This is a genomic window from Isoptericola variabilis 225 (assembly GCF_000215105.1).
Lineage (GTDB): Bacteria > Actinomycetota > Actinomycetes > Actinomycetales > Cellulomonadaceae > Isoptericola > Isoptericola variabilis_A.
Window position 1 is genome coordinate 1235583 of record NC_015588.1, and the last position, 21379, is coordinate 1256961.

General features: G+C 70.0%; 7 protein-coding genes. 1 reads left to right on the forward strand and 6 read right to left on the reverse strand.

The annotated features are described in order from the left end of the window. Positions 1 to 2 precede the first annotated feature (2 nt). From ISOVA_RS05725 to ISOVA_RS16005, 6 genes are all read right to left on the reverse strand, one after another. Positions 3 to 6536 (reverse strand): DEAD/DEAH box helicase, encoded by a 6534-nt coding sequence (locus tag ISOVA_RS05725; RefSeq protein ID WP_013838301.1) that lies wholly within the window; start codon positions 6534 to 6536, stop codon positions 3 to 5. After that, positions 6533 to 11485: a restriction endonuclease subunit M gene (locus tag ISOVA_RS05730; RefSeq protein ID WP_013838302.1), complete on the reverse strand. Its 4953-nt coding sequence runs from the start codon at positions 11483 to 11485 to the stop codon at positions 6533 to 6535. Before ISOVA_RS05730 ends, ISOVA_RS05725 begins: the two co-directional genes overlap by 4 nt. Further along, on the reverse strand, positions 11485 to 14535 hold the full coding sequence (locus ISOVA_RS05735) for a helicase-related protein (protein ID WP_013838303.1): 3051 nt from the start codon (positions 14533 to 14535) through the stop codon (positions 11485 to 11487). The genes ISOVA_RS05730 and ISOVA_RS05735 overlap by 1 nt, the downstream gene beginning before the upstream one ends. 157 nt (positions 14536 to 14692) lie before the next feature. After that, positions 14693 to 15196 carry a hypothetical protein gene (locus ISOVA_RS05740; RefSeq protein WP_013838304.1) on the reverse strand — a complete coding sequence of 168 codons (504 nt, stop codon included), beginning with the start codon at positions 15194 to 15196 and terminating at the stop codon, positions 14693 to 14695. A 236-nt stretch (positions 15197 to 15432) separates the two neighbouring features. Further along, positions 15433 to 15753: an MmcQ/YjbR family DNA-binding protein gene (locus tag ISOVA_RS05745; RefSeq protein WP_324605893.1), complete on the reverse strand. Its 321-nt coding sequence runs from the start codon at positions 15751 to 15753 to the stop codon at positions 15433 to 15435. 25 nt (positions 15754 to 15778) lie between these two features. Next, the gene (locus ISOVA_RS16005; protein WP_233275953.1) at positions 15779 to 16108 is read right to left on the reverse strand and encodes a hypothetical protein; all 330 of its coding nucleotides are present in this window, start codon (positions 16106 to 16108) and stop codon (positions 15779 to 15781) included. A 241-nt stretch (positions 16109 to 16349) separates the two neighbouring features. Between ISOVA_RS16005 and ISOVA_RS05755 the strand changes: the two genes are divergently transcribed. Further along, entirely contained in the window at positions 16350 to 21350 is a 5001-nt protein-coding gene (locus ISOVA_RS05755; RefSeq protein WP_013838306.1) for a ThuA domain-containing protein, read from the forward strand. Positions 21351 to 21379 lie beyond the last annotated feature (29 nt).

Here is a 21379-nt window from a genome sequence, read left to right on the forward strand (position 1 = left end):
GGTCAGTGCGTGGTCAGTGCCGAGCGAACGGCGGCGGGTTCGGGTTCGACGACGGTCCAGCCCTCGCCGGTGAGCCATGCGACGGCGTCGTCGTCCAGGTCGTCGTGCCGTACCGTGACCCTCCGGTCCTCCCAGGTGAGGGACAGCGGGATGCCGTCTCCGACCTCGTCGCCCGTGGTCGGGGCGGGGAGCCCCTCGCCGGCAAGGTCGAGCAGGCCGACGAGGATGCGGCGCTCGGAATCGGTCGCGTACTCGTGGACCTCCTCCCACTCGGGGCGGGCGGCCAGCTGCTTGCGGAGCTCCGCCTCGACGGCGCTCTCCCGCTCGGCCTGCTCGACGTCGGGAGCGGGTGCCGGTGCGGACGTCGGCGCCGCGACCAGCGACCGCGTCGCCACGGCCGTCGGCGCCTCCCGGAAGTTGAGGAGGTTCGACAGCCGCAACCACTCGCGCCAGGCGTCACGGTGGTCGTGACCGAGGGCGTCGGGCGCGTCGTCGAGCACGACGGCGATCTCGATCGCGTCGCCGACGAACTGCCGCAAGGCGACCCCGAGGCTGTCGTCCTTCCACGTCCCTCCGAAGCGCGCGCCGGCAGGCGGATGGTCGCCGTCGACGGCGGCGAGTGCCGCGTCGGACAAGGTGACGTCTGCCGAGAGCATGGTCGGCGTCACCGCACGCAGGAACAGTGCCGGCAACCAGTGCGCAAGCTGCTTCCGGGCGTCGACGTCGGGCTTCTGCACCCAGGTCATCAGCAGCTCGAGCGCCGGCTCGGACACCAGGCGCAACGCGGACGGAGAGATACGGTCCTTGGCCTGGGCGAGCACGTCGCGCGAAGCGTCCGGGTGCAACCAGTGCGGTGGCCGCGCCGGGCTCTTGGGGTCGAGGTCCTCCCACTGGAAGGCCAGCACCTGGAACCCGACGTCGCGCAGGTTCTGCCGCTTCTGCGCATCGTCGGCCAGCCGGTTGACGCCGGGGGAGGCGTGGAACGCCCAGCCGTCGGTGTAGATCGCGGTGCGCGGGACGCCGGGCCGGTCGCTCGTGAGCACGAAGTCGGGCCTCGTCCCCGCCTCAGGTACCAGCACCTGCGGCTCGAGGCTCCAGTGCGCACCACCGGGCATCGTGATGCTCCACGAGTTGCCGGTCGGGCCCGGCTTCTCCGTGACCGTGGCGCCCATCTTCTCCAGGCGATCGCGGAAGACCTTGCGGAACAGCAGCTCGATGTTGCTCTCTGCCGGGCCGGGCTCCGGCTCCTCCGTGTCGACCACCCACGGCGACGCCTCCGGGACCGCGTCGTCGGGACCGGCCGACGAGACTCCGAGCAGGATCGACTTGAGGTGCCGGGCAGCAGTCGCGCGCGAGACGCGCCCCACCTCGTGATGGCCGGCGTAGGGGAGCAGGCAGCGCTCGCAGGCGAGCTTGCCTTGAGCTTGGCAGGGGCAGGCCTCGAGGTGTCGCCACGCCGTGTGCAGCATGGCCCAGACGGCGTCGGGGTCGGCGAGCTCGGCGAGGTAGCCGGTGCCGCCCGCGACGACGTCGTGCAGGAGCAGCGCCTCGGCGGGCGAGCCGGCCACCGGGCTCGGGTCGATGACGTCCGTGACCTCGAGGTGGTCGGGCTCGCCGCCGATGCGGAGCTGGAGCGCGAGCAGCAGGGCCGCCCGCAGCGAGGGCACGGAGAAGTCGTCGCCGAGCGTCACGGACTGCGGCAGGCGCAGCACGAGGCCCTCGGTCGTGAGGGAGCGGGCGAGTGCGACCGACCGCGTCTCCTCCTTCGTCGCCTTGCGCAGCGGGCACCACGGCCGGTGCTCGGAAGCTTTGTTCGCTCCGGTCGAGGTGTCGAGCTTCCCGCACGACCGGCACACGCGGAACAGGGCGACGTCGTGCCCCTGACCGGCGACCTGGAGCGTGCTGCCCTGCGCGCTCGCCTTGCCGAGGTTCAGCCAGCGGATCGTCATCTGCCGCTGGTAGCGCGCGCCGAACCCGTAGTCCTTGACGAACCACTGCCGCGCGACCGACGCCGGGTCGACGTCCGCGAGGGCGCGGATCGTGAACCGCTCGCGCTCGCGCTCGTCGCTCCGGTCGTCGATCGTCGCCTCCTCGCGACGGATCACGGAGGACACCCGCTTCAGCTCGACGACCTCGACCTGCTGCGCGACGTCGGCGATTCCGTCCTCGCCGCAGCGCGGGCACGAGGTGAGCGGCGGCGCAGCGCCCGGAGCCCCCGCCTCGGTGACGTCCTGCGTGTAGCCGCAGGAAGGGCAGCAGGCCCAGAGACGGACGGCGTCGTCGCCACGGCCCAAATCGAGAGCGTCAATCTGGATGGCGTACCCGCGGGCATAGAACGTCGCGCCCGGGGCGAAGTCCCTCAGGGCCTGTGCCGAACCACGGTTGAGCTCGAGCTGCTCGCTGCGGAAGTCCTGCGTGTCCGGGTCGACCCACGAGAGCGCCACCTCGAGCGTCACGGAGTCGTCGAGGAGGGTGTAGTTCGGCAGCAGGCCGAACTCCTCGAGCGTGGCGACCCAGTGCTCGCCTTGGAGCTCGCCGCGCTGCGCCTTGGTGAGGCCAAGCGCCGCCACGGCGGTGCGCAATGCCCGCTTGTCGTCGTCGGTCGCGGCCGGCGACTCGGCCTTCGCCCGTAGCTCGCCGTTGATCGCCGTCTCGATCTCGGTCACGCGGTGGTTGAGCGTCTCCAGTCGCTGCTGCCACCGCTGGGACGCGTCGTGGCACCGTCGGGCGAGCTCGCTCGGCACGGTCTCGCCGGTGGCCGCGTCGACCGACGGCAGGGCCCAGGCCCTGAGCCGGTCCTTGACCTCGTCGGCCACGCTGTCGAAGCCGCCGAGGAAGCGGTCGAGCAGCGCCCGTCCTTCGTTCTCGGACATCGCGACGATCTCGCCGAGGTACGAGCCCGGCTCGCTCGACCCGAGAGCGTCCTTCGCCGTGCGGGGATGCGGCGCGTCGGGTCGGCGCGCGAGCTCGTCGGCGATGGATGCGACGTACTGCCGACGCAGGATCTCCTCGGCGTCGAGGTACGTCGCGGGCGGGCGCACGGCCCCGTTGACCACCGTGGTGGGGTCCGCGAAGCGGGGGAGCTGGTCGCCACGCGCGGTGACGAACGCGAGGGTCAGCGCGTTGCCCGTCAGACGGCCGGCGCGGCCGACGCGCTGCAGGTACGAGGCGACCGACCGGGGCAGGGACGACAGCATGACGGTCGACAGGTCGCCGATGTCGATGCCCATCTCGAGCGTCGGCGTCGCGACCAGGACGTTGGGCGCATTGGGCTCCGGGTCGTCAGCCTTGAACTCCGTCTCGTAGCGCAGACGGACCTCGTCCTCGAGCATGCTCGTGTGCTCGCGGGCGACGACGCGCGCCGGGTCGGAGTCCTGGTACATGCGGCGGTAGAAGTTCTCCGCCATCGGGTGGCGCCGCAGCCGGCCGGTGCAGCGGGCGACGAGGCACGGCGCGCCGGCGAGCTGGCCGACGACGGTCGCGGACCCTGGGAGCGTCGACCCGCAGTCGCTGCACTCGAGGCTGAGGTCCCCGCGGGCGAGCGCGCCGGCGTCGGCGGCGGACACCACGACGCTGCGGGGCGAGAGGTGGTAGGTGTCGCCGCCGGACTTCATCGGGTGCGTCCCGACGACGTCGAGGATGGCGAGCCGGCGCATCAGCAGCCGCGCGAGCACGCCCGCCTCCGTCTTGTCCACGTTCAGGCACTTGGCCGTCCACGCGGCGTACCAGCCCTTGGGGGAGGCGACCGGTTCGAGGTCCTCGGCCGCGCCGGCACCGTTGCCACGCCTGCCTGCCTTGGTGGCGACGGAGCCGCCGACCCGGGGGAACCCGGGTGCGCTCTGTCCCTTGCCGAAGCCCGGCATGCCCTCGTGGCGCTTGCGGCCGCCCGTGATCCACCAGCGGTTGCCGTCCTCCTCCCGGAAGCGCTTGAACCACTCGTGCTCGATCGCGCCGCGGGTGCGCATGTGCTCCAGGACGCCGCGTACCCAGGCGAGGAGCTGGGTTTCCGTGGGCTCGAACCCCTCGAGCACTCCCTGCCGGTCGATCTCGTCCAGGGCGTCCCGGGCGGCGGCGAGCAGGCGTGTCGGTTCTGCGCGCACCTCGGCGACGGCGGTGCCGGTCGCCTCGAGCGTGCGGCCGACCCCCGACCGCAGACCGTGCTCCATGAGCACGTCGAGCAGGAGACGACGACGGACCCGCTCACGCACGGTGTAGTGGACCTTGGCCCGGGTGTCCGCCTGCCAGAACGGTGCGAACTTCTCCCGCTCGGCGAGGTCGGGCGGAAGCAGGCGGTAGCGCTTCTTCTTGTCGTCGCCCGCCTCGGCGATGACGCGATCCACGAGGGCCTCGAGGTCGATCGGCTCGTCGCTCATCGCTTGCCGCAGCACGGCGCGCAGCGTCAGGGCGTGGGACCGCGCCTGGACGAATCCCGCCCGATGGGCGGCGTCCTGGACGCTGTCGGTGAAGACGAGCGCCTTCTTCTCGGCCGCGTCCAGCTGGGCGGTGCCGAACAGGCTCGAGAGCGACACCGACAGGAGCGTCGCGATGGCGGAGCCCAGGAACCGGATGCCGTCGGTCTGCCCGCAGGACGGGCACTCGTCGTCCTTGGACGGCTTGCCGCCGGCGTCGTCGGTGCGGTGCGTCAGCACGGGCAGCACGTCGCCGTCGCCGGTGTCGGACTCGTCGGGCTTCTTGAGGGCAAGACGTCGCTCGTGGACGAGGAACCACCAGAGGTTCTCGACCGGCTCGCCGCGCTCGGCCCGCTCGCCCTCGACCGGTGCATGGATGAGCGCGCGGAAGCGGTCGTCTCCACGCAGGTGTCGGAGCCGGATGCCCTCGTCCTGGGTGTCGAGGTCGCTGCCCGTAGGGGCGAGGGCGACGCCCCAGCCGGACCGGCCGCAGTGCCGGCAGTAGAGAGCGGGAAAGTGGCGGGCACCGGTGTCCGGACCGTCGGCGTCGGGGTCCCCCACGAGGACGCCCTCGTCCTCCCAGGCGAACTGCGCCAGCCCCGTGGCGGCACGGTTGAGGCGCGTCAGCTCGCGCGTCCAGAGGTGCACGTCCACGGACAGAGCCCCACGGCCGCACTCCTTGCGGAGGTGCGAGAGCGCGGAGAGCAGCGCGGTGAGCACCTGTTCTGCGCGCGCGGGCCAGCTCGGGTCCATGAAGCGGCCAGGCATGATGCGGGCCAGCTCGGCAAGATCGGTGGCATCGCGCGTGTGCTCGATCAGCCAGCCGACCAGCGGATGGGCCTTGGCGAGCGTCAGGAGCGCATCGCCATCATCGTCGGTGAGATCCGGGACCTCCCAGGCGGGCTCGACCACGTCGCCCGCCTCGGCTCCCTCCGGCCGGTTCCGGTACAGGTGGGCCAGCACGGTTCGTGTGAGCGTGTCCGGGTCGAGGTCACTCAGCCGTGGGAGCCGATCCTGCTCCCATCCGCCGAGCGCCTGGCCCAGGACGTCAGCGACGACCGGGTCGACGTCGATGGGCACGAGACGGCGCGCCGCGACGTCCTCGGGTGCGGACCCGACCCATTCCGCCAGCGGCAGGCGCGACTCGGTGACGACGGCGTCCTCACCGAATTCCTCGCCGAACACGGTTCGGGCGAACTCGAGCATCGCGGTGGGGTCGCCCTTGTCGCCGAGCGTCGCCGACGTCGCCACGGGGGTGACGATGCCGAGCGGGCGCCGGACGTCCTCCGGTGCGAGGCCGGCGGCCGCCAGCCCGTCGGGATCGCTCGGCCAGTGCGACTTGAGCGCGAGGCCAAGCCGGCGGATCAACATCGCGACGTCAGTGCCCTGTGCGCCGTCGTAGGTGTGGAACTCGTCCAGCACCAAGTACTGGAGGCTGCGGGCGCTCGCGGACCAGAGCTTGGCGTCGGCGTGCCGCAGGAGCAGCTGGTCGAGCATCTTGTAGTTGGTCAGCAGGATGTCGGGAGGGCTGTCCCGGATGACCGACCGGTCGGTGATGAGCCCGGCGGCGCTCACCCTGGTGCGCTCGGGTCCCTGCTGGCCGGTGTAGAGCGCGGCGGTGACGCCGGCGAGCCCGTCCTTGGTCGTCAGCAGCTCGGTGAGGCGCTTGGCCTGATCGTTGGCCAGCGCGTTCATCGGGTAAAGGATGATCGCCTTCATACCGCTCACGCCGGCGCGCTTGGCCCGCAGCACGTGGTCGAGGATCGGGTACAGGAACGACTCCGTCTTGCCCGAGCCCGTGCCCGTGGTGACGAGTGTCGGCTGCGGACGCCGGAGCGATCCGTCCGGTCCGAGGCTCGAGAGCCGACGGAACGCCGCAGCCTGATGGCCGTAGGGCGGGAAGCCCTCGTACCACTCGAGGCGGTCCCGCCACCCGTCGTCCGCCGGCCGGAACGGGAGACGGAGGCGCACGTACGGGCCACGGAAGAGCCCGGTCGACGGCGAGCGGAGGAAGTCCTCGAGCGAGGCGCGCGTGCCCGCGTCGGCGAGCGAGAACGTCGTGCCGAGGTACTCGAGCAGGTGGGCGCGCAGCGACTCGGCCTGCGCGACCGGCAGGAGCTCGCTCATGTCGACGCCCCGGTCTGCGCGGCCAGGCGGCGCTCGAACTCCGCGTAGGCCTGCCGCATGTGGGCCTCGCGGTCGAGGGTCTGGAACGGAAGCTCGTAGGTATAGGCGACACCACTGCCCGGGTGCACTGCGGTGAGCTCGTCCTCCGAGAATCTGCCGTTGTTGCCGCCCTTCTTGCGCCAGGTGGTCAGGACGCTGTTCGGAACCAGGCGGCCGTTCTCGTCGTAGTGGTCGCGGTTGCGGTCGTAGCCGTAAAGCACCGGGAACTGGGTGCGGTAGATAGTGCAGAGCTCGTCGGCGGTCAGGCCCAGGGACAACGCCACCAGGGCGTCGATCTCCAGCAGTGCCTGACGGCGGTCCTCAGCCCGACGCAGCGGTGTGTCCGGGGTCCACTCCGGGCCGACGTCACCGAGGTCGGCCCAGCCCGTGCGGTGTGGGAGGCCGGTCCACGAGTCGTCGCGAAAGGCCGGGTCGTAGCACTCGGCCCACAGGTCGGCATAACCTTCCGTGACGCAATTCAGGCGTAGGGTCCGGATGGCAAGCTGACGACGAGACCGGCTATCGGGCAGCGGGAGGCGGTTGAAGGTCGAGTAGATGATGTCGCTCTTCGGCGCGACGCGAACCATGAAATCGGCGATGAGCGAATGAGAACTGGCAGCCGCCAGCACGAGATCCGACTGCGGCCCGTCCGTCAGTGCGGCTGAGTAGACGAGGTGCATGTGGGCGGAGCCTGGCGGTACCAATGCGGGGATCAGAGTTCGCTCACCAGTGTTGGCAGCCATGCGGCGCCAGGCGAGGCGGTAGAAGGCGCGGGCGGAGACTGTCTCGGTCCGGACGGTGGTTCCGTCGGCCCGGATGGCGGTTTCGACGTGGCGGACGTACTTCGGGTCTACGGTAGGGGACCCGTCGACGGGCTCGCCGTCCCGGCCCATCACGACCTGCCGCGTCCAGTGCGTGTACGCAGCGTCGTACGCCTTGCGGTCGCCGCGCGGCTTGTACGACGTCGTAGGGATCGCCTTCGCGTCGAGCGTTTCGGCATCGACTGTCGACCAGTCGAGGTTGTTTGCCATGGTTGCATTGGGTGACTTATATGCAGGGTTTGCGACGTGGATGTGCGGACCCTGGATGATTACGTCATCCCAAGACTCTGGCTTTCCCCAGTCCTTCTCGAAGTGACCTTTCTTGAAGTCCGTGGTTTCGTTCCATCCTTGCGAGAACTGGGCGCGTAGACCTGCAATGCGGTGTGCACCAGATAGCTTACCTAGCACATCTGCGGTAGATCGGTTTACAGTGTAGATCATTCGACTTTCAATTGCGGGGGTGCTGCCGTCTTCAATGGTTCGCCACCAGGTGGCGAGAACGCCTTCGTCGACCTTGATTATCCGGTCGCGATGTGGTCGCACTTCCCAGGCCCCGTCGAGGTCTTTGAGACCTGGCTCCGCGCCGCTGCCGTCGTGGGAGAGAGATCGATCGATGGTGTCTGGATGGAATATCCAAGCAGCCTGGAGGAAATTAGGCTCACCGGGGGAGCCGTAGACATGAACGCCCCATGGCTTCATGTCATGGTGGGTCTCGGCGAATAGTTTGAGTTCGTTCTTGAAGTACCAGTGACGCCGCAGTCGTGAGTATGTTGCGGCGCGAAGTTTACCCGCCTTTTCGTCGGTGAAGTGAGACTCCAAATGGATTAGGCCTGTTGTCCCTCGTATCGACTTGTGGCGCCACGTCTGCTCCATGAAGCAGCGGTATAGATCGGCACGGAGGCCGACGAGGTGTGGGTACTCGTTCGAACTGGACACGGCCTCGCGGGTGGCGATCGTCGCGGTCAATGAGTCGAGGTAGAAGTTCCGAGCGGCCGGAGTGGCAAGAATGGCGCTGCGCAACTCACTCGCGCGTGACGTCGCGAGTTTCCCTTCGAGCGCGAACGCCACCTCATGCTCACCGAGGGCAGCAGCCTCGTCGAAGTCGGGCCGGACCCACGGCGGGTTTCCGACCTGGAGGTCGAAGCCACCGCACGCGGCGAACACCGGCGCGAAGTCGAGCTCCCAGTGGAAGAAGCCCTGCTGTTCGGCGACCCGCTGGCAGACGACCAGCCACGGGTGGTCGCGCAGCACTCGCTCGGGCGGCTGCACACCGGCGAACGAGAGTTCGAGCTCCTCCGCCTCGTTGAGCTCGTCCCAGTCGGCGGTGGTCGCAAAGGTCTGGTTCCCGCCGGTCCACTTCCTCCCACGACCGGATGCGCCGGTCTCGGCGTGGACGCCGAGCACCGCACGCAGGCCAGCGATCCACTCGTCCAGGTCCGGCGGTTCGGTCAGAACCTCCTCGCCGTCGTCGCCCGTAACTCGGGTCACTGCGTCGGTGAGCGGCCAGAACCACAGCGCACACCAGGCGTCCATCACCAGCCGCAGCCGCTGGTAGGCGCCTCGAGCGTCGGCGAGCGCGGCCTCGATCTGCTCGCGCGTGACGGCCCCGCCGACGGGCAGGTCGTCCGCACCCCAGACCTCGATGGACCGCCGGACCTGATCCTCGGCGATGCGGAGCCGCTGGTGTGCCAGGTCCCAGAGCGCCTCGACGCGGTGGGCGAGGTTGACGAGCTCGTCTGCCTGCTTCTTGGACGGCGTGACGAGCACCGCCTTGCGCCAGGCCTTGAGTCGGGCGAGTGCTTCAGGAGCGAGCTCCTTGGCCTCCTTCGCCTCGACCGCGCTGCCCCACCCTGCGGCGGGGAGCAGGAAGTGGTGGATGCGCCCGCCGACGTCGCCCAGTGAGCTCGAGCGTCCGGCGGCACGGTCGGCGTCGGACGGCGCGAGCGGCACGTCGGCGGGGACGGCCGTGAGCCACGCCTTCTTGGCGAGCTGGTCGCGGCGATACACCGCTCGCCGTGCCCCGATGAGCGAGTTGCCGCGCTTCAGGTGCAGACCGAACCACGGTGCCTGGAGGCCCTTGCCCATCGTGTCGAGCCACAGGGAGATCTCGGCGAGCTCGACGGCGGTGCCGTTGAGGTCCACACCGTAGACGTTGTGCAGGGCGATGTACGCCTTGACCCTCTGGAGCTCGGTCGCGTACGCGTCGGGGTCGATGCGAACGCCGGTTTCCTCCTGCCGACGACGCAGGTATGCGGCGGCGAGCTGGCGCACGGCCTCGATCGCGAACGCCCCGGAGCCGAGAGCCGGCTCGCACACGGTGAGGTCGAGGATCTCGCGGGCCGACATCTTCCGGGGGACCTCGCGGCCCTCCCACTCGACGGAGCCTTCCTTCACCTCGTCCGGCCCGATGAGCTCGACGAGCGCCTGCGACACCGTGAACCGGGTGAGCACCTCGGGCGTGTAGTACGAGGCGGACTGTTGCCGCTCCCGACCCGCGAGCCGGAACACGAACGTGCCCTTCTCGTGGACCACCGGCTTGAGCTCGCCCGTCACCTCGTCCGGCGTACGCACGAAGTCCTTGGGGGCGATGGACTGCGAGCGGGTCACCGGGACGACCCAGGAGCCCTTCTCGGGGTTCCCGTCCTTCGCGACCTCGTGCAGGTCCTCCTCGGCGAAGAAGCCGGTGTAGGACATCAGGCCCTCGTAGACCGCGCCCAACTGGTTGATGCCGAGCTCGGCGTACGAGATGAACCCGCGGTCCTTGCCCTTGGACTCCTTGCTCAGCAGCAGGTGACGTAGCACCTTCTGGAGTGCGGCGTTGCCGAGGCCGACCTCATCGATGAGCTTCGTCGCCTGGGGCAGGAAGAGGTCCGCACGCAGCGGCTGGAACGTGAGGCCGTCCTCGCCGTCGTCGACGCGCTGGATCTCGCCGTCGACCGACCCCTCGCGGTGCTCGCCCGCCGCCCCGTCGTGCCCCTGGTCGACGAGGTGGAAGAGCGTCGCGAGCGACTCGTACAGGTGCGTGCCCTCCATGGCCCGCGGTCCGGCGATCTCGACGAGCGTCAGCTCGCGCAGCCGATCCAGGCTGTACCCCTGCTCGTACGCCGGCTCGCCGACGGGAAGCACGCCGAGCTCGGGGGAGGCCTCGGCGTACAGGAGGAAGAGGATGCGGTACAGATAGCGCAGCGACTGGCGGGCGAGGTTCTGCGCCTCGCTCTGCGGCAGCGGTTCGAGGCCCTGTGCCGCCCGACGTCGGACCACCTCGTTGGCGATGATCTCGATCGACAGCCGCACGCCCTCACGGAGGTCTTTCGAGACGCCCACGGTGTGCTTGACAGACTCGTCCAGGACGGTGGGCCACCACAGATTGCCTTCGGAGTCGGGGGCCAGCGATGCCGCCTCGAGGCAGGTGAGTGCGCGGTCGGTCTCGCCGCCGCGCTTGTCGTCCGCGCGCTCCGCGACGAGCTGCAGGTCGACCGCGAGGTAGCGACCCTCGGCCCAGCGTTCCTTCTCCGCGACCAGCAGCCACCCGCCGGCCAGCACGAGCGCGAAATCCGGTGCGTCCTCCTGCACGAAAAGGTGCGACAGCAGCCGGGCGACCGAGAAGATCTCCGTCTTCTCGTCGACCTCGTAGGGCTCCAGGAGCGTCCGGTCGCGGCGAGCGGGCTTGATCGGGTCACCCTTGGCGAGCAGGCTCTCGACGTCCTTGACGGCGATCGCCTCGACGATGACGAGCGGCGCCGCGGCCTGGTCCAGGCCGGTCGCGTGCACCCACTCGACGGGCCCGACCTTCTTGCGCTGGTAGGCGACCGAGGCGTAGCCGAGCACGCGGCGCAGCTCCGCGTACAGGTCGGGCAGCAGCGCATACCGGCCTCCCTCCTCGCCGAGCTGCGACAGCATCCCGAGGAGGGCCCCGCGGGCGCTGACGAACCGCCTGCGCGCGGTCTCCTCGCCGTCCTTCTCGGCGGCGTCCCACGCCTTGCGGCGGTCGAGCACGTGCGCCTGGAAGGACTGCTTCGTGCTGTCCGAGCCGAAGTAGTGCTCGCTGATCCAGTCCTCGCCGACGACGATCGCGTCGCTCGTGGGCATCAGTTCTCTCCCTCGAAGTCCTGCGGTACGACCACCAGCAGCGGGCGCAGCAGCGTCCGGCTCGGCTCCATCTGCCTGGCGAGCGCCGTCTCCTCGTCGACGCCCGACTGACGCTCGGTGATGCGCGCGCGCCCGGCGGCCACCTCCCTGCTCATCAGAGCCGACGCCTGCATGCGCCAGCGCTGAGTCCGCTGCAGCCAACCCTGCACGCGCTCGGCGGTCTCGCTCTTGATCGCGGCGATCTGATCGTCGACCTGGACCTCCGCCGACCTCACGGCGGCGGCGACGAACGGTTGGAGGTTCTCCACCCCGTCGAGCGCACCGGTGTTCGTCGTGCTCAGCGCGAGCGACGCGATGGCCGCGGGAGCGGACTCGTGCGCCTGCGAGAGGGGGAGAGACGGTGTGCCCGTCGGGAAGGTGACGGTGAGGTACGACGTCGCCACTACCTGCCCGCGCGTGTTGGTGAGCGTGGCCTGGATGAGCACCGTCAGGTGCTCCACGCCGCCCCGAACGGCGAACACCGAGTCGCGGCTCATGCCCTCGGCAGCGAGGGCGCGGTCGCACGCCCAGTCGAGGATCGGGTGGAGCGGAGCCAGGTAGTGGCCCGCCGGCCAGGTGGTCGAGTCCTCGAGCTGTGAGTTCTTCGCTTGCTCCAGCTCGAGCCGGCCGCGGTCGACCGTGGTGGCGAGCGTGAGCTTCTCCGTCACCCGGCGGCTCTGCAGGTAGGACTGCGGAAGCACCTCGAAGCGCTGCCGCAGGTCCGCCGTCCTGCGCCCGCTGAGGTCCATCGTGACCAGGCCTTGCCGGGCGTGGTGCGTCCACGCGACGCCGTTCGGCGGCGGCGCGCCAGGATTCGCCAGGGCTTCGTCGAGCGCGTCCTTGAGGAAGGCGAGGTCGTCGTCGTAGACGCCGGTGCCTGCGCCGACCTCGATGTCCGTCTCGGCCGGCTCGACCGCGGCCTGGGCGGGTTCGGTGGTCGGCGCGGTGCTGAAGAGACGGGCGAGCAGGCCGGCGGGACCGTCGTCGGCCTTGACGTCCTCGACGTCGGCGACCACGTCGTCGAGCGACTTCGCCTCGCGCAGCACCTCTGCGATCGCCTTCTCCTCGGCCTTCACGCTGTACTGGCCCATCAGGGAGGCGGTGTCACCGAGCGCCTTGTGCGCGTGGTGCTCACGCTCGACGAGCTTTGTCAGCACCCGGATGTCTCCGCCGAACCGCCGGGTGTTCTGCGGGTCGAGGAGCAGCGTGACGATCTCGGGCCGGTGGCGCTGACCGTACCGGTCGATACGGCCGTTGCGCTGCTCGATCCGGATGAGCGACCACGGGATGTCGTAGTGCACCAGGTGGTGACAGTGGCTGTGCAGGTTCACGCCCTCGGACGCGACGTCGCCCGTGACCAGCACGCGGATCGGAGAGGAAGCGAGCTTGAACGACTCGACGATCTCCTGCTGCTCGACGTCCGACAGGCCGCCGTGCAGCACGACGACGTTCTGGTCCGTGAGCCCCAGATCCTTGCGGAGCTTCGTGGCCAGCCACTCCAGCGTGGCCACGCGCTCGGCGAAGACGACGGCACGGCGCTCGCTACCCTTCGCGACGCCGATGGTCGTGAGGTGCTCGACGAGGGCCTCGTACTTGGCGGACGGTTCGACCAGGGAACGCTTCGCGAGGTCGTGCAGGCGCTGCAAGGCGGCGCGCTCGGCCGACGCCGTGGCGGTCCCGGTGGGTGCGAGATCCTCCGCCACACCGTCGGTCGAGGTGTCGTCCGCGTCGTCCGTCGGCCGCATCATCTCCTCGACGTCGTCCTCGGCGGACGCACCGCCGTCGAGCACACGCATCCGCTTGCGGACCGACTCCTCGAGCGCAGCCGGGGACGAGAGAAACGCCTTGGCGAGGGTCCAGGGAAAGAGGGTGGCGCCACCCTTGCCCGAGTACGGGCTGCGGCCGCCGGTGGGCCAGAGCCACGTGTCCTCGAGCTCCTGGGCGATCTCCTCCTCGATGGGCGACGCCTTCACCAGCCGGTTCTGAGGCTCCTTGCGCTCGGCCCAGTCCGAGCCGACGACGCTCGCGACGTCCGGGGAGTGGCGGTGTCGGCGGATGATGAGGCGCTTGACCTGCTCCTCGTCGAGCTCGACGCCGTCCGGCTTCACGGCACTCGGCTCGAGCATGCGGATGAGCGCGGCGAAGGACTTCGGATCACCGTTGTGCGGGGTGGCGCTGGCGAGGATGAGCGCGTCCGTCTTCTGCGCCAGGAGCGTGGCGAGGCGGTTGTTCTGTGTGGCGCTGTTGGTGACGTTGTGCGACTCGTCGATCACGACGGCGTCCCAGCGGTGCTTGCGCAGATGGGCCACGTACTTGTCCGACTTGAGCGTGTCGATCGAGATGATGACGCGCTTGAAGAACGCGAACGGGTTCCGGTTCGCCGGCAGCTTCTGCCGGATGCGCTGGATGCCCGTGGAGTCGAGGCGCACGAAGGGAAGAGCGAAGCGGGTCCAGAGCTCGAACTGCATCTGCTCGAGCACGTGCTTGGGCGTCACGACGAGGATGCGCTCGCCGCGGCCGCGGCGGACGAGCTCGCTGAGGATCATGCCGATCTCGAGCGTCTTGCCGAGGCCGACGGCGTCGGCGAGCAGGATGCGCGGACGGAGATTGTCCGGGTCCAGCGCCTTGCGGACCGCCGCGAACTGGTACGGCAGCGGGTCCGCCAGCGCCTGGGTGCTCACCGTGAGGCTCTTCTCCGCGATGGGCACGTGCGTCTTGCGCAGCATCGCCTCGAGCCACAGGCGCGACCGCCGGTAGTGGGGTGAGCCGTCAGCGACGACCTTCGTCCTCGTGGGGTCCGCGACCTGGATCGTGTCAAGTGCGGTGCTGAACGTGGCGACCGTGTCGCGGACGAGCTCCGACAGACCGAGGACGTGGACGAAGTGCCCGTCCGTCGTGGGCTCCACCTGCGTCACGAGCCACTCTTCGTCCCGCACGATCACGACCGATCCCGGTGCGGCCGAGAAGGTCGCGGGAGCTGCGTCGGGGGAAGCGGCGGTCGTTGCCGTCACGTAGGTTCACCTCGAAAAGTCCTAGCCGAAGGGTGACTCAGTCACCCTTCGCGGATCGTACCTACTGGACGAAGCGGTCTGTGGCCGGCTGTCGCGATACCGCGTCATTGCGAGCTCAGGACGCGGAATTTCACCCGATCGTGCGCGGTGCGGCGCATCACCGGGTCGAGCTCGCTGCGTACCACCGGGTGTACTCGCCGAGGTTGCCCGGCCCCGTGACATCGTCGAGTCTGGCGCGGATCCGGTCCGCGTCCGCATCGGGAAGGTGCACCAACGGTCGGCGAAGGCGGATCGACCAGGCGTCGCCCGCGCCGTCGAACGCAGACAGCCGCGGGACGAGCGGAGCAAGCTCGAGGCCCCGCCCGAAGGGTGCGACGTCGCCGAGGTCGAGTCGGCAGCCGACGGGAAAGGTGCGGTCGCCGAAACGAGCAGGTTCGTCCAACGGAGTCACCGGGCCTGCGGCCGTAGCGATGCCGATGATCCGGCCACGGTCACGGGTCGGGTTCTTGAAGCAGCCGCGGGTCGTGTAGAGGAACAGCTCGTCGCCTGGCCGCAACGCAGCCACCTCCGACCGCCCGGCGCTCGGGAACGCGGTGCGGCGTTCGGTCAGGATCCAGCCCAGCGCCTCGCGATCGCCGACGACCAGCAGGTACGACTCCACCGCTCTAGCGTGCCAGTCGTCTGGCGCTCCTTGCGCATGGAGACCTGGACCGACCTGCGCGCGAACAGCACGGCCGGCACCTCTCGCGGAGGGGGTGAGCACGCCCGACGGGCAGACTCTTGGCCAGACTCCGCCTCGCACCATTCTCATCCGGGCGAGCGAGCCGGACTGGCCTGAGCGCGAGACACGTGTCAGGCGCGTGACGGGGCTCTTGTCTTTCATCGCGACAGTTACGGTTACGGCCTGACGACGGACGCTGCCAGGCGCGCGGGCGCCTGGACGCAGTAGGAGTCCGTGAGCAGCTCGGCGAGCTCCGACCAGTCGGTGCGCTCGTCGAGCAGCATGCCGACGACGTCGCTGCCCCAGCCGGCCCTGAAGTACGGCTCACCGAGATGCTCGAACGCCGCGACCTCCTCCGGCTCCGCACGGAAGACGATGCGGAAGCGCTGGTCCTCGCCGCCGAACACATGCGCCACGGTGTTTCCGCGCACGCGCCAGCGCACCCCGGTCCAGGCGTCCTCCTCGACGCACTCGGGAAAGTGGAGCAGGGCGCTCAGCCGCTAGACGACGTCGAGCGGGACATCAGGTCGATCGGGCACGTCGCCAACCTGCCACTGCCCTCCGACATCGCCGGTCAGGCGGTGGCAGCGACTGCCGGCACCAGCGCCGGACGCGCCGCGACCGACCCGTGCCCTGCGACGTCGACACCTGCGGCCACGACGCGAGCCACGCCGTCGGACACCTCGACCGTGGACACGGACGCGTTCGGCAGCGGGAGAGCCCGCTCGGGTCCACGGTCCACAGGTACGCACCGAGCGCGAGCCCGTGCCCGACGACGAGCACGTGCGCATCGTCGTCCGTGTCGCCGTGCGCGGTGGTGATGCGGGTGAACGCGTCCCGCACGCGGCCCATGAACTCCGCGCCGGACTCGCCGCCGCACTGCCTGCGGTCCGTCAGTCTGTCGCCCTGCCCCGCGCCCGCCACGATCCGTCTGCGGCTCAGCCGTGGCCGCGCGCGTCTGTCGTCACTCGGCGAGGTGGCGGGCAAGTGGCGGCAACTCGTTGACCCGTTTCACGCCGCAAACCTACTTTCGTCGGGCAATGCCCCTTCCATGGAACCGCAACGAGGCGGACCACACTTTTAAGGAGGCGTGATGCACCGGCGCATTCTCGTCGCATCCCTGACAGCAGCGGCGCTCGTGGGATCGACGGTCCCAGGTGCCGCGTACGACCTACAAGGCCAAGCCCCGATCGCGGGGGAGGTCGCGACGGAGGCGGACGAGGAATCACGCTTCCGGGCACTCGTCTTCTCCAAGGTGACGAACTTCCACCACGAGTCGATCCCGGCGGGTGAGGCGCTGATCGAGAGCCTCGGCGCGGAGCACGACTTCGACGTCGTGATCGACGACGACGCCTCGATGTTCACCGACGCGGACCTGGCCACGTTCGACGTCGTCATCTTCAACAACACGAACTCGACCCCGGAGTCCGGGGACTTGCTCGACGCCGAGCAGCGCGCGGCGTTCCAGCGCTACATCCAGGGCGGCGGCGGGTTCGCGGGCATCCATGCGGCGACCGCCAGCGAGCGCGACTGGGAGTGGTACGAGGGGCTGGTCGGCGCGATCTTCTCCCACCACCCCGACTTCAGCGAGACGGGTGGCACGTACCCCGGCCGGATCAAGGTCCTCGACCAGGTCCATCCGTCGACGCGTGACCTGCCGCAGCTCTGGGAGCGCTCGGAGGAGTGGTACAACTTCGGGACCAACCCGACCGGCGACGTGCACGTCCTGGCACAGATCAAGCTGCGGGACGGGATCCCCGGCATGGAGATGGGTGTGGACCACCCGTACTCGTGGTGCCAGGTCTACGACGGCGGCCGGTCGTGGTACACCGCGGGCGGCCACGACCCGTCGTCGTTCCAGGAGCCCGAGTTCGTCTCGCACCTGCTCGGCGGCATCGAGTGGGCCGCCGGCGTCGAACCCGGCGACTGCGGCGCGACCGTGGACGCGAGCTTCGCGCGCACCCTCCTGACCGACGACCTCGCCGACCCGTTCGAGCTCGACGTCATGCCCGACGGGCGGGTCGTCTACATCCAGCGCACCGGCCAGTTCAAGATGATCGACCAGGAGACGCTCGAGGTCACGACGATCGGCGACCTCGAGCTCGGGCTGAGCACGGCACGGCACTCCGACGGTCTCACCGGCTTCGCGCTCCACCCGAACTTCGCCGACAACGGCTGGCTGTACGCGGCGTACTCCGATCCCGACGTCGCACGGGTCAACGTGTCGCGGTTCACCTTCGACTTCGACACGTCCGTGCTCGACATGGAGTCGGAGAAGCGGATGCTCGAGTTCCCGACGTGGCGCGACGTGGGCCTGGCGAACGTCCACATGGGCGGCTCGCTCCAGTTCGGCCCTGACGGCAACCTGTACATCGCCCAGGGCGACAACACCGACTTCTCGCAGTCCGACAACTACGCGCCGATCGACGAGCGTCCGGGCCGGGCACCGTACGACGCGCAGGCGACGTCGGCGAACACCAACGACCTGCGCGGCAAGGTGCTGCGGATCACCCCGACCGACGACGGTGGCTACGAGATCCCGGAGGGGAACCTGTTCCCGCCGGAGACGTCGGACCCCGAGCTGACCCGGCCGGAGATCTACGCGATGGGGCTGCGCAACCCGTTCCGCATCTCGGTCGACCCGATCAGCGGAGCCCTGCTCGTCGGGGACTACGCGCCGGACGCGCGGCAGCCGAACCCCGAGCGCGGACCTGAAGGTCTGGTCGAGTGGAACGTCATCGACGAGCCGGGCAACTACGGCTGGCCGCACTGCGCCGGCGACAACAAGCCGTACATCGACTACGACTTCGCCACGGGGGAGTCCGGGGAGCCGTTCGACTGCGAGGGCGGGCCGGTCAACGACTCGCCGCACAACACCGGCCTGCAGCAGCTGCCGCCCGCGCAGGAGGCGCACATCTGGTACGGCTACGCGCTGTCGGAGGAGTTCCCCGAGCTCGGCACCGGCGGCGCCGGGCCGATGAGCGGGCCGGTCTACGAGTACGACCCGGAGCTCGACTCCGACACGAAGTTTCCCGAGTACTACCACGGCAAGTGGACCGTCTTCGAGTACACCCGGAACTTCTACAAGACGGTGACGCTGGTCGAGGAGGACCTGCAGTTCGCCGACGAGCGGTTCGCCCCGGCATCCGCGGGCGACCTGCTGTCGATCAACCCGTTCCTCGACTCGTGGGACTTCCGGGGGCCGTTCGAGGCCGAGTTCGGCCCGGACGGGTCGCTGTACGTCATCGACTTCGGGGCAGGCTCCGGAGCGGGGCGTGGTGACCGCAACGAGGGTGCCGGCATCTACCGGATCGACTACGTCGGCGGTGACCGCCCGCCGAGCGTCCAGGCGAGCGGTACGCCGTCGTCGGGCCAGCTGCCGCTCGAGGTGGCGTTCTCCAGCGAGGGCACCGTCCACCCGTCGGGGCTCGAGATGACCTACCACTGGGACTTCGGCGACGGCGCTACGTCGACCGAGGCGAACCCGACCCACACGTACGTGGACGCGGGCAACCACACGGCACTCCTGACCGTGACCGACTCGATGGGCCGCAGCTCGGTCGCCGCGGTGCGGATCGCGGCCGGGAACACCGCACCCGAGGTCGCGTTCCAGTGGCCACCCCACGGCGGGTTCTACGACTGGGGCGACACGTTCGACTACGAGGTGGTCGTGGACGACGCCGAGGACGGCTCGACGGCGGACGGCACCATCGCGTGCGAGGAGGTGGACACGAGCACCTTCCTCGGCCACGACACGCACGCGCACCCGGTGGACAACTACACGGGCTGCGAGGGCTCGGTGACCATCCTCCCGGACGCCGGCCACGACGTGGAGACCGACCTCTACTTCGTGCTCGAGAGCTCGTACACCGACAAGGGGGCACCCGGCGTGACGCCCCTGACGGGCAGCGACGGTCTGCGCCTGAACCCCAAGCGGACGGAGGCCGAGCACTTCAGCGACGCGAGCGGCGTCGGCGTCTACGACCGCGACCAGGCGAGCGGCGGCGCACGCATCGGAGACATCACCGACGGCGACTGGGTCCGCTACGAGCCGGTCAACCTGGCGAACATCGACGCCGTCACGCTCGGCGTCTCGTCGGGCGGTCTCGGTGGCACCGTCGAGTTCCGGCGGGACGCCCCGGACGGCGACCTGCTCGGCACCGCGACCGTCCCGGTCACCGGCGACTACAACACCGTCGTCGAGGTCACGGCCGAGCTGGAGGATCCCGGCGAGACCTTCACGCTCTACGCGGTGTTCCGCAACCCTGCCTGGACCGAGGGCGGGCCCGACCTGCTCGCCTTCGACTGGATGGAGTTCCAAGGCGCGGGCGTCGCCGACCAGAGCGCCCCGCGGGTGACCGTGGACGCGTCCGTGACCGAGGGTCGCGCACCGCTCGCGGTGGAGCTCACCGGCACGGCCACGAGCCCCGTCGGTCAGGAGATCGTCTCGTACGAGTGGGACTTCGGGGACGGCGCCTCGGCTACCGGTGCCGACGCCGAGCACGTGTACACGACCGCCGGCGAGTACCTGGCCGTGCTGACCGTCACCGACGCCGAGGGGCGGAAGGGTTCGGCCGGCGTCCGGATCACCGTCGGGGAGCCGCTCCCGGTCTGCGAACGGGCGGGATCCGACGAGTTCGACGGCGACAGCCTGGACCTCGGCCGGTGGTGCACGACCCTCCATCATGATCCGGACGGGTACCAGGTCACGGGCGGCCGGCTGGTCCTGCCGACCGCGCACGGCGAGCTGAACGGAAGCCAGTTCGACGCGCCCAACCTCGTTCTGCAGCCCGCGCCGAGCGATCCGTGGCAGGTGACGACGCAGGTGACGCTGGAGCCCACCACGGGCTACCAGCAGGCCGGCCTGCTGCTCATGGCAGACAGCGACCACTTCGCCAAGGCCGTGATGATGGGTCGGCCCGACGGCACCCGCCGGATGTCGTTCTTCACCGTCGCGGGTGGTCAGGAACGCAACCAGGCGGCGGACTTCGTGGCCCTCCCGGCCGACTTCCCGTCGACGTTCCAGCTGCGGCTGAGCAGCGACGGGGCGGTCGTCACGGCCGAGTACTCGGCCGACGGCGAGCAGTGGTCGCCGCTGGGCCGCTCGTACGGCGTCGGCAGCAGCGACCTGTGGCACGTCGGGGTGGCGGCGCTCTCCGGAGGTGGTGGCGACTCGACCATCCCCGTCGTCGACGCGGCCTTCGACTGGTTCCGCATGACGACCGAGGAGCCGCAGCAGTGCCAGGCTCCGGCACCGCCCGAGGGGTTCACCGCCCTGTGGGACGGCCAGACGCTCGACGGCTGGCAGATGGTCGGCGGCGGGTCGTTCGCGGTGACCGGGGACTGCACCCTGATGAGCCAGGGCGGCGGCGGGATGCTGTGGTACACGCCCGAGGCGTTCGGCGACTTCCACCTCTCGCTCGAGTACCGGATGAACAACGCCAGCGACAACTCCGGCGTCTTCATGCGGTTCCCGGCCCCGTGGGACTGGGAGGGCGCTTGGAGCTCCCGGCCCGACGACAGCGTGCGCGGGTACGAGGCGCAGATCGAGGACAACGCCGGCGGAGGCGATCCCCAGAAGACCGGCTCGATCTACAACTTCGCGTCGATCAACCAGGTCCTCGCCAAGCCGATCGGGGAGTGGAACACCTACGAGATCCGGGCCGTCGGGCAGACGTACGAGGTGACGCTCAACGGCGAGGTGGTCAACACCTACACCGGTGACGGCAGCCGTGCGCTCGAGGGGCACATCGGCCTGCAGGCCCACCACAACGGCTCCGACGTCGAGTTCCGCAACATCTGGATCTCGACGGGTGAGGACGTCGAGCCCGAGCCCTCGTTCGAGGGGGTGCGGGAGCTTCTGGTCGGCCTCGTCGAGACCGGTGCCGTGAGCCCCCAGGGCGAGACCGTGCTGACGAGGACGCTCGACCAGGCCGAGAGCCGGTGCACCGCCGGTCAGGTCGACGCCGCCGTCAGGCTCCTCGAGGCGTTCGCGACCCAGGCCGCCAACCCGCGGCTGGTGCCCGACGCCGCCGCTCAGGACGAGCTCGTCGGTGCTGCCGATGGTCTGAGGGGGTGGCTGGCGGACCAGTAGGCCGCACGCCCCGACGAACCCGCCCGTGG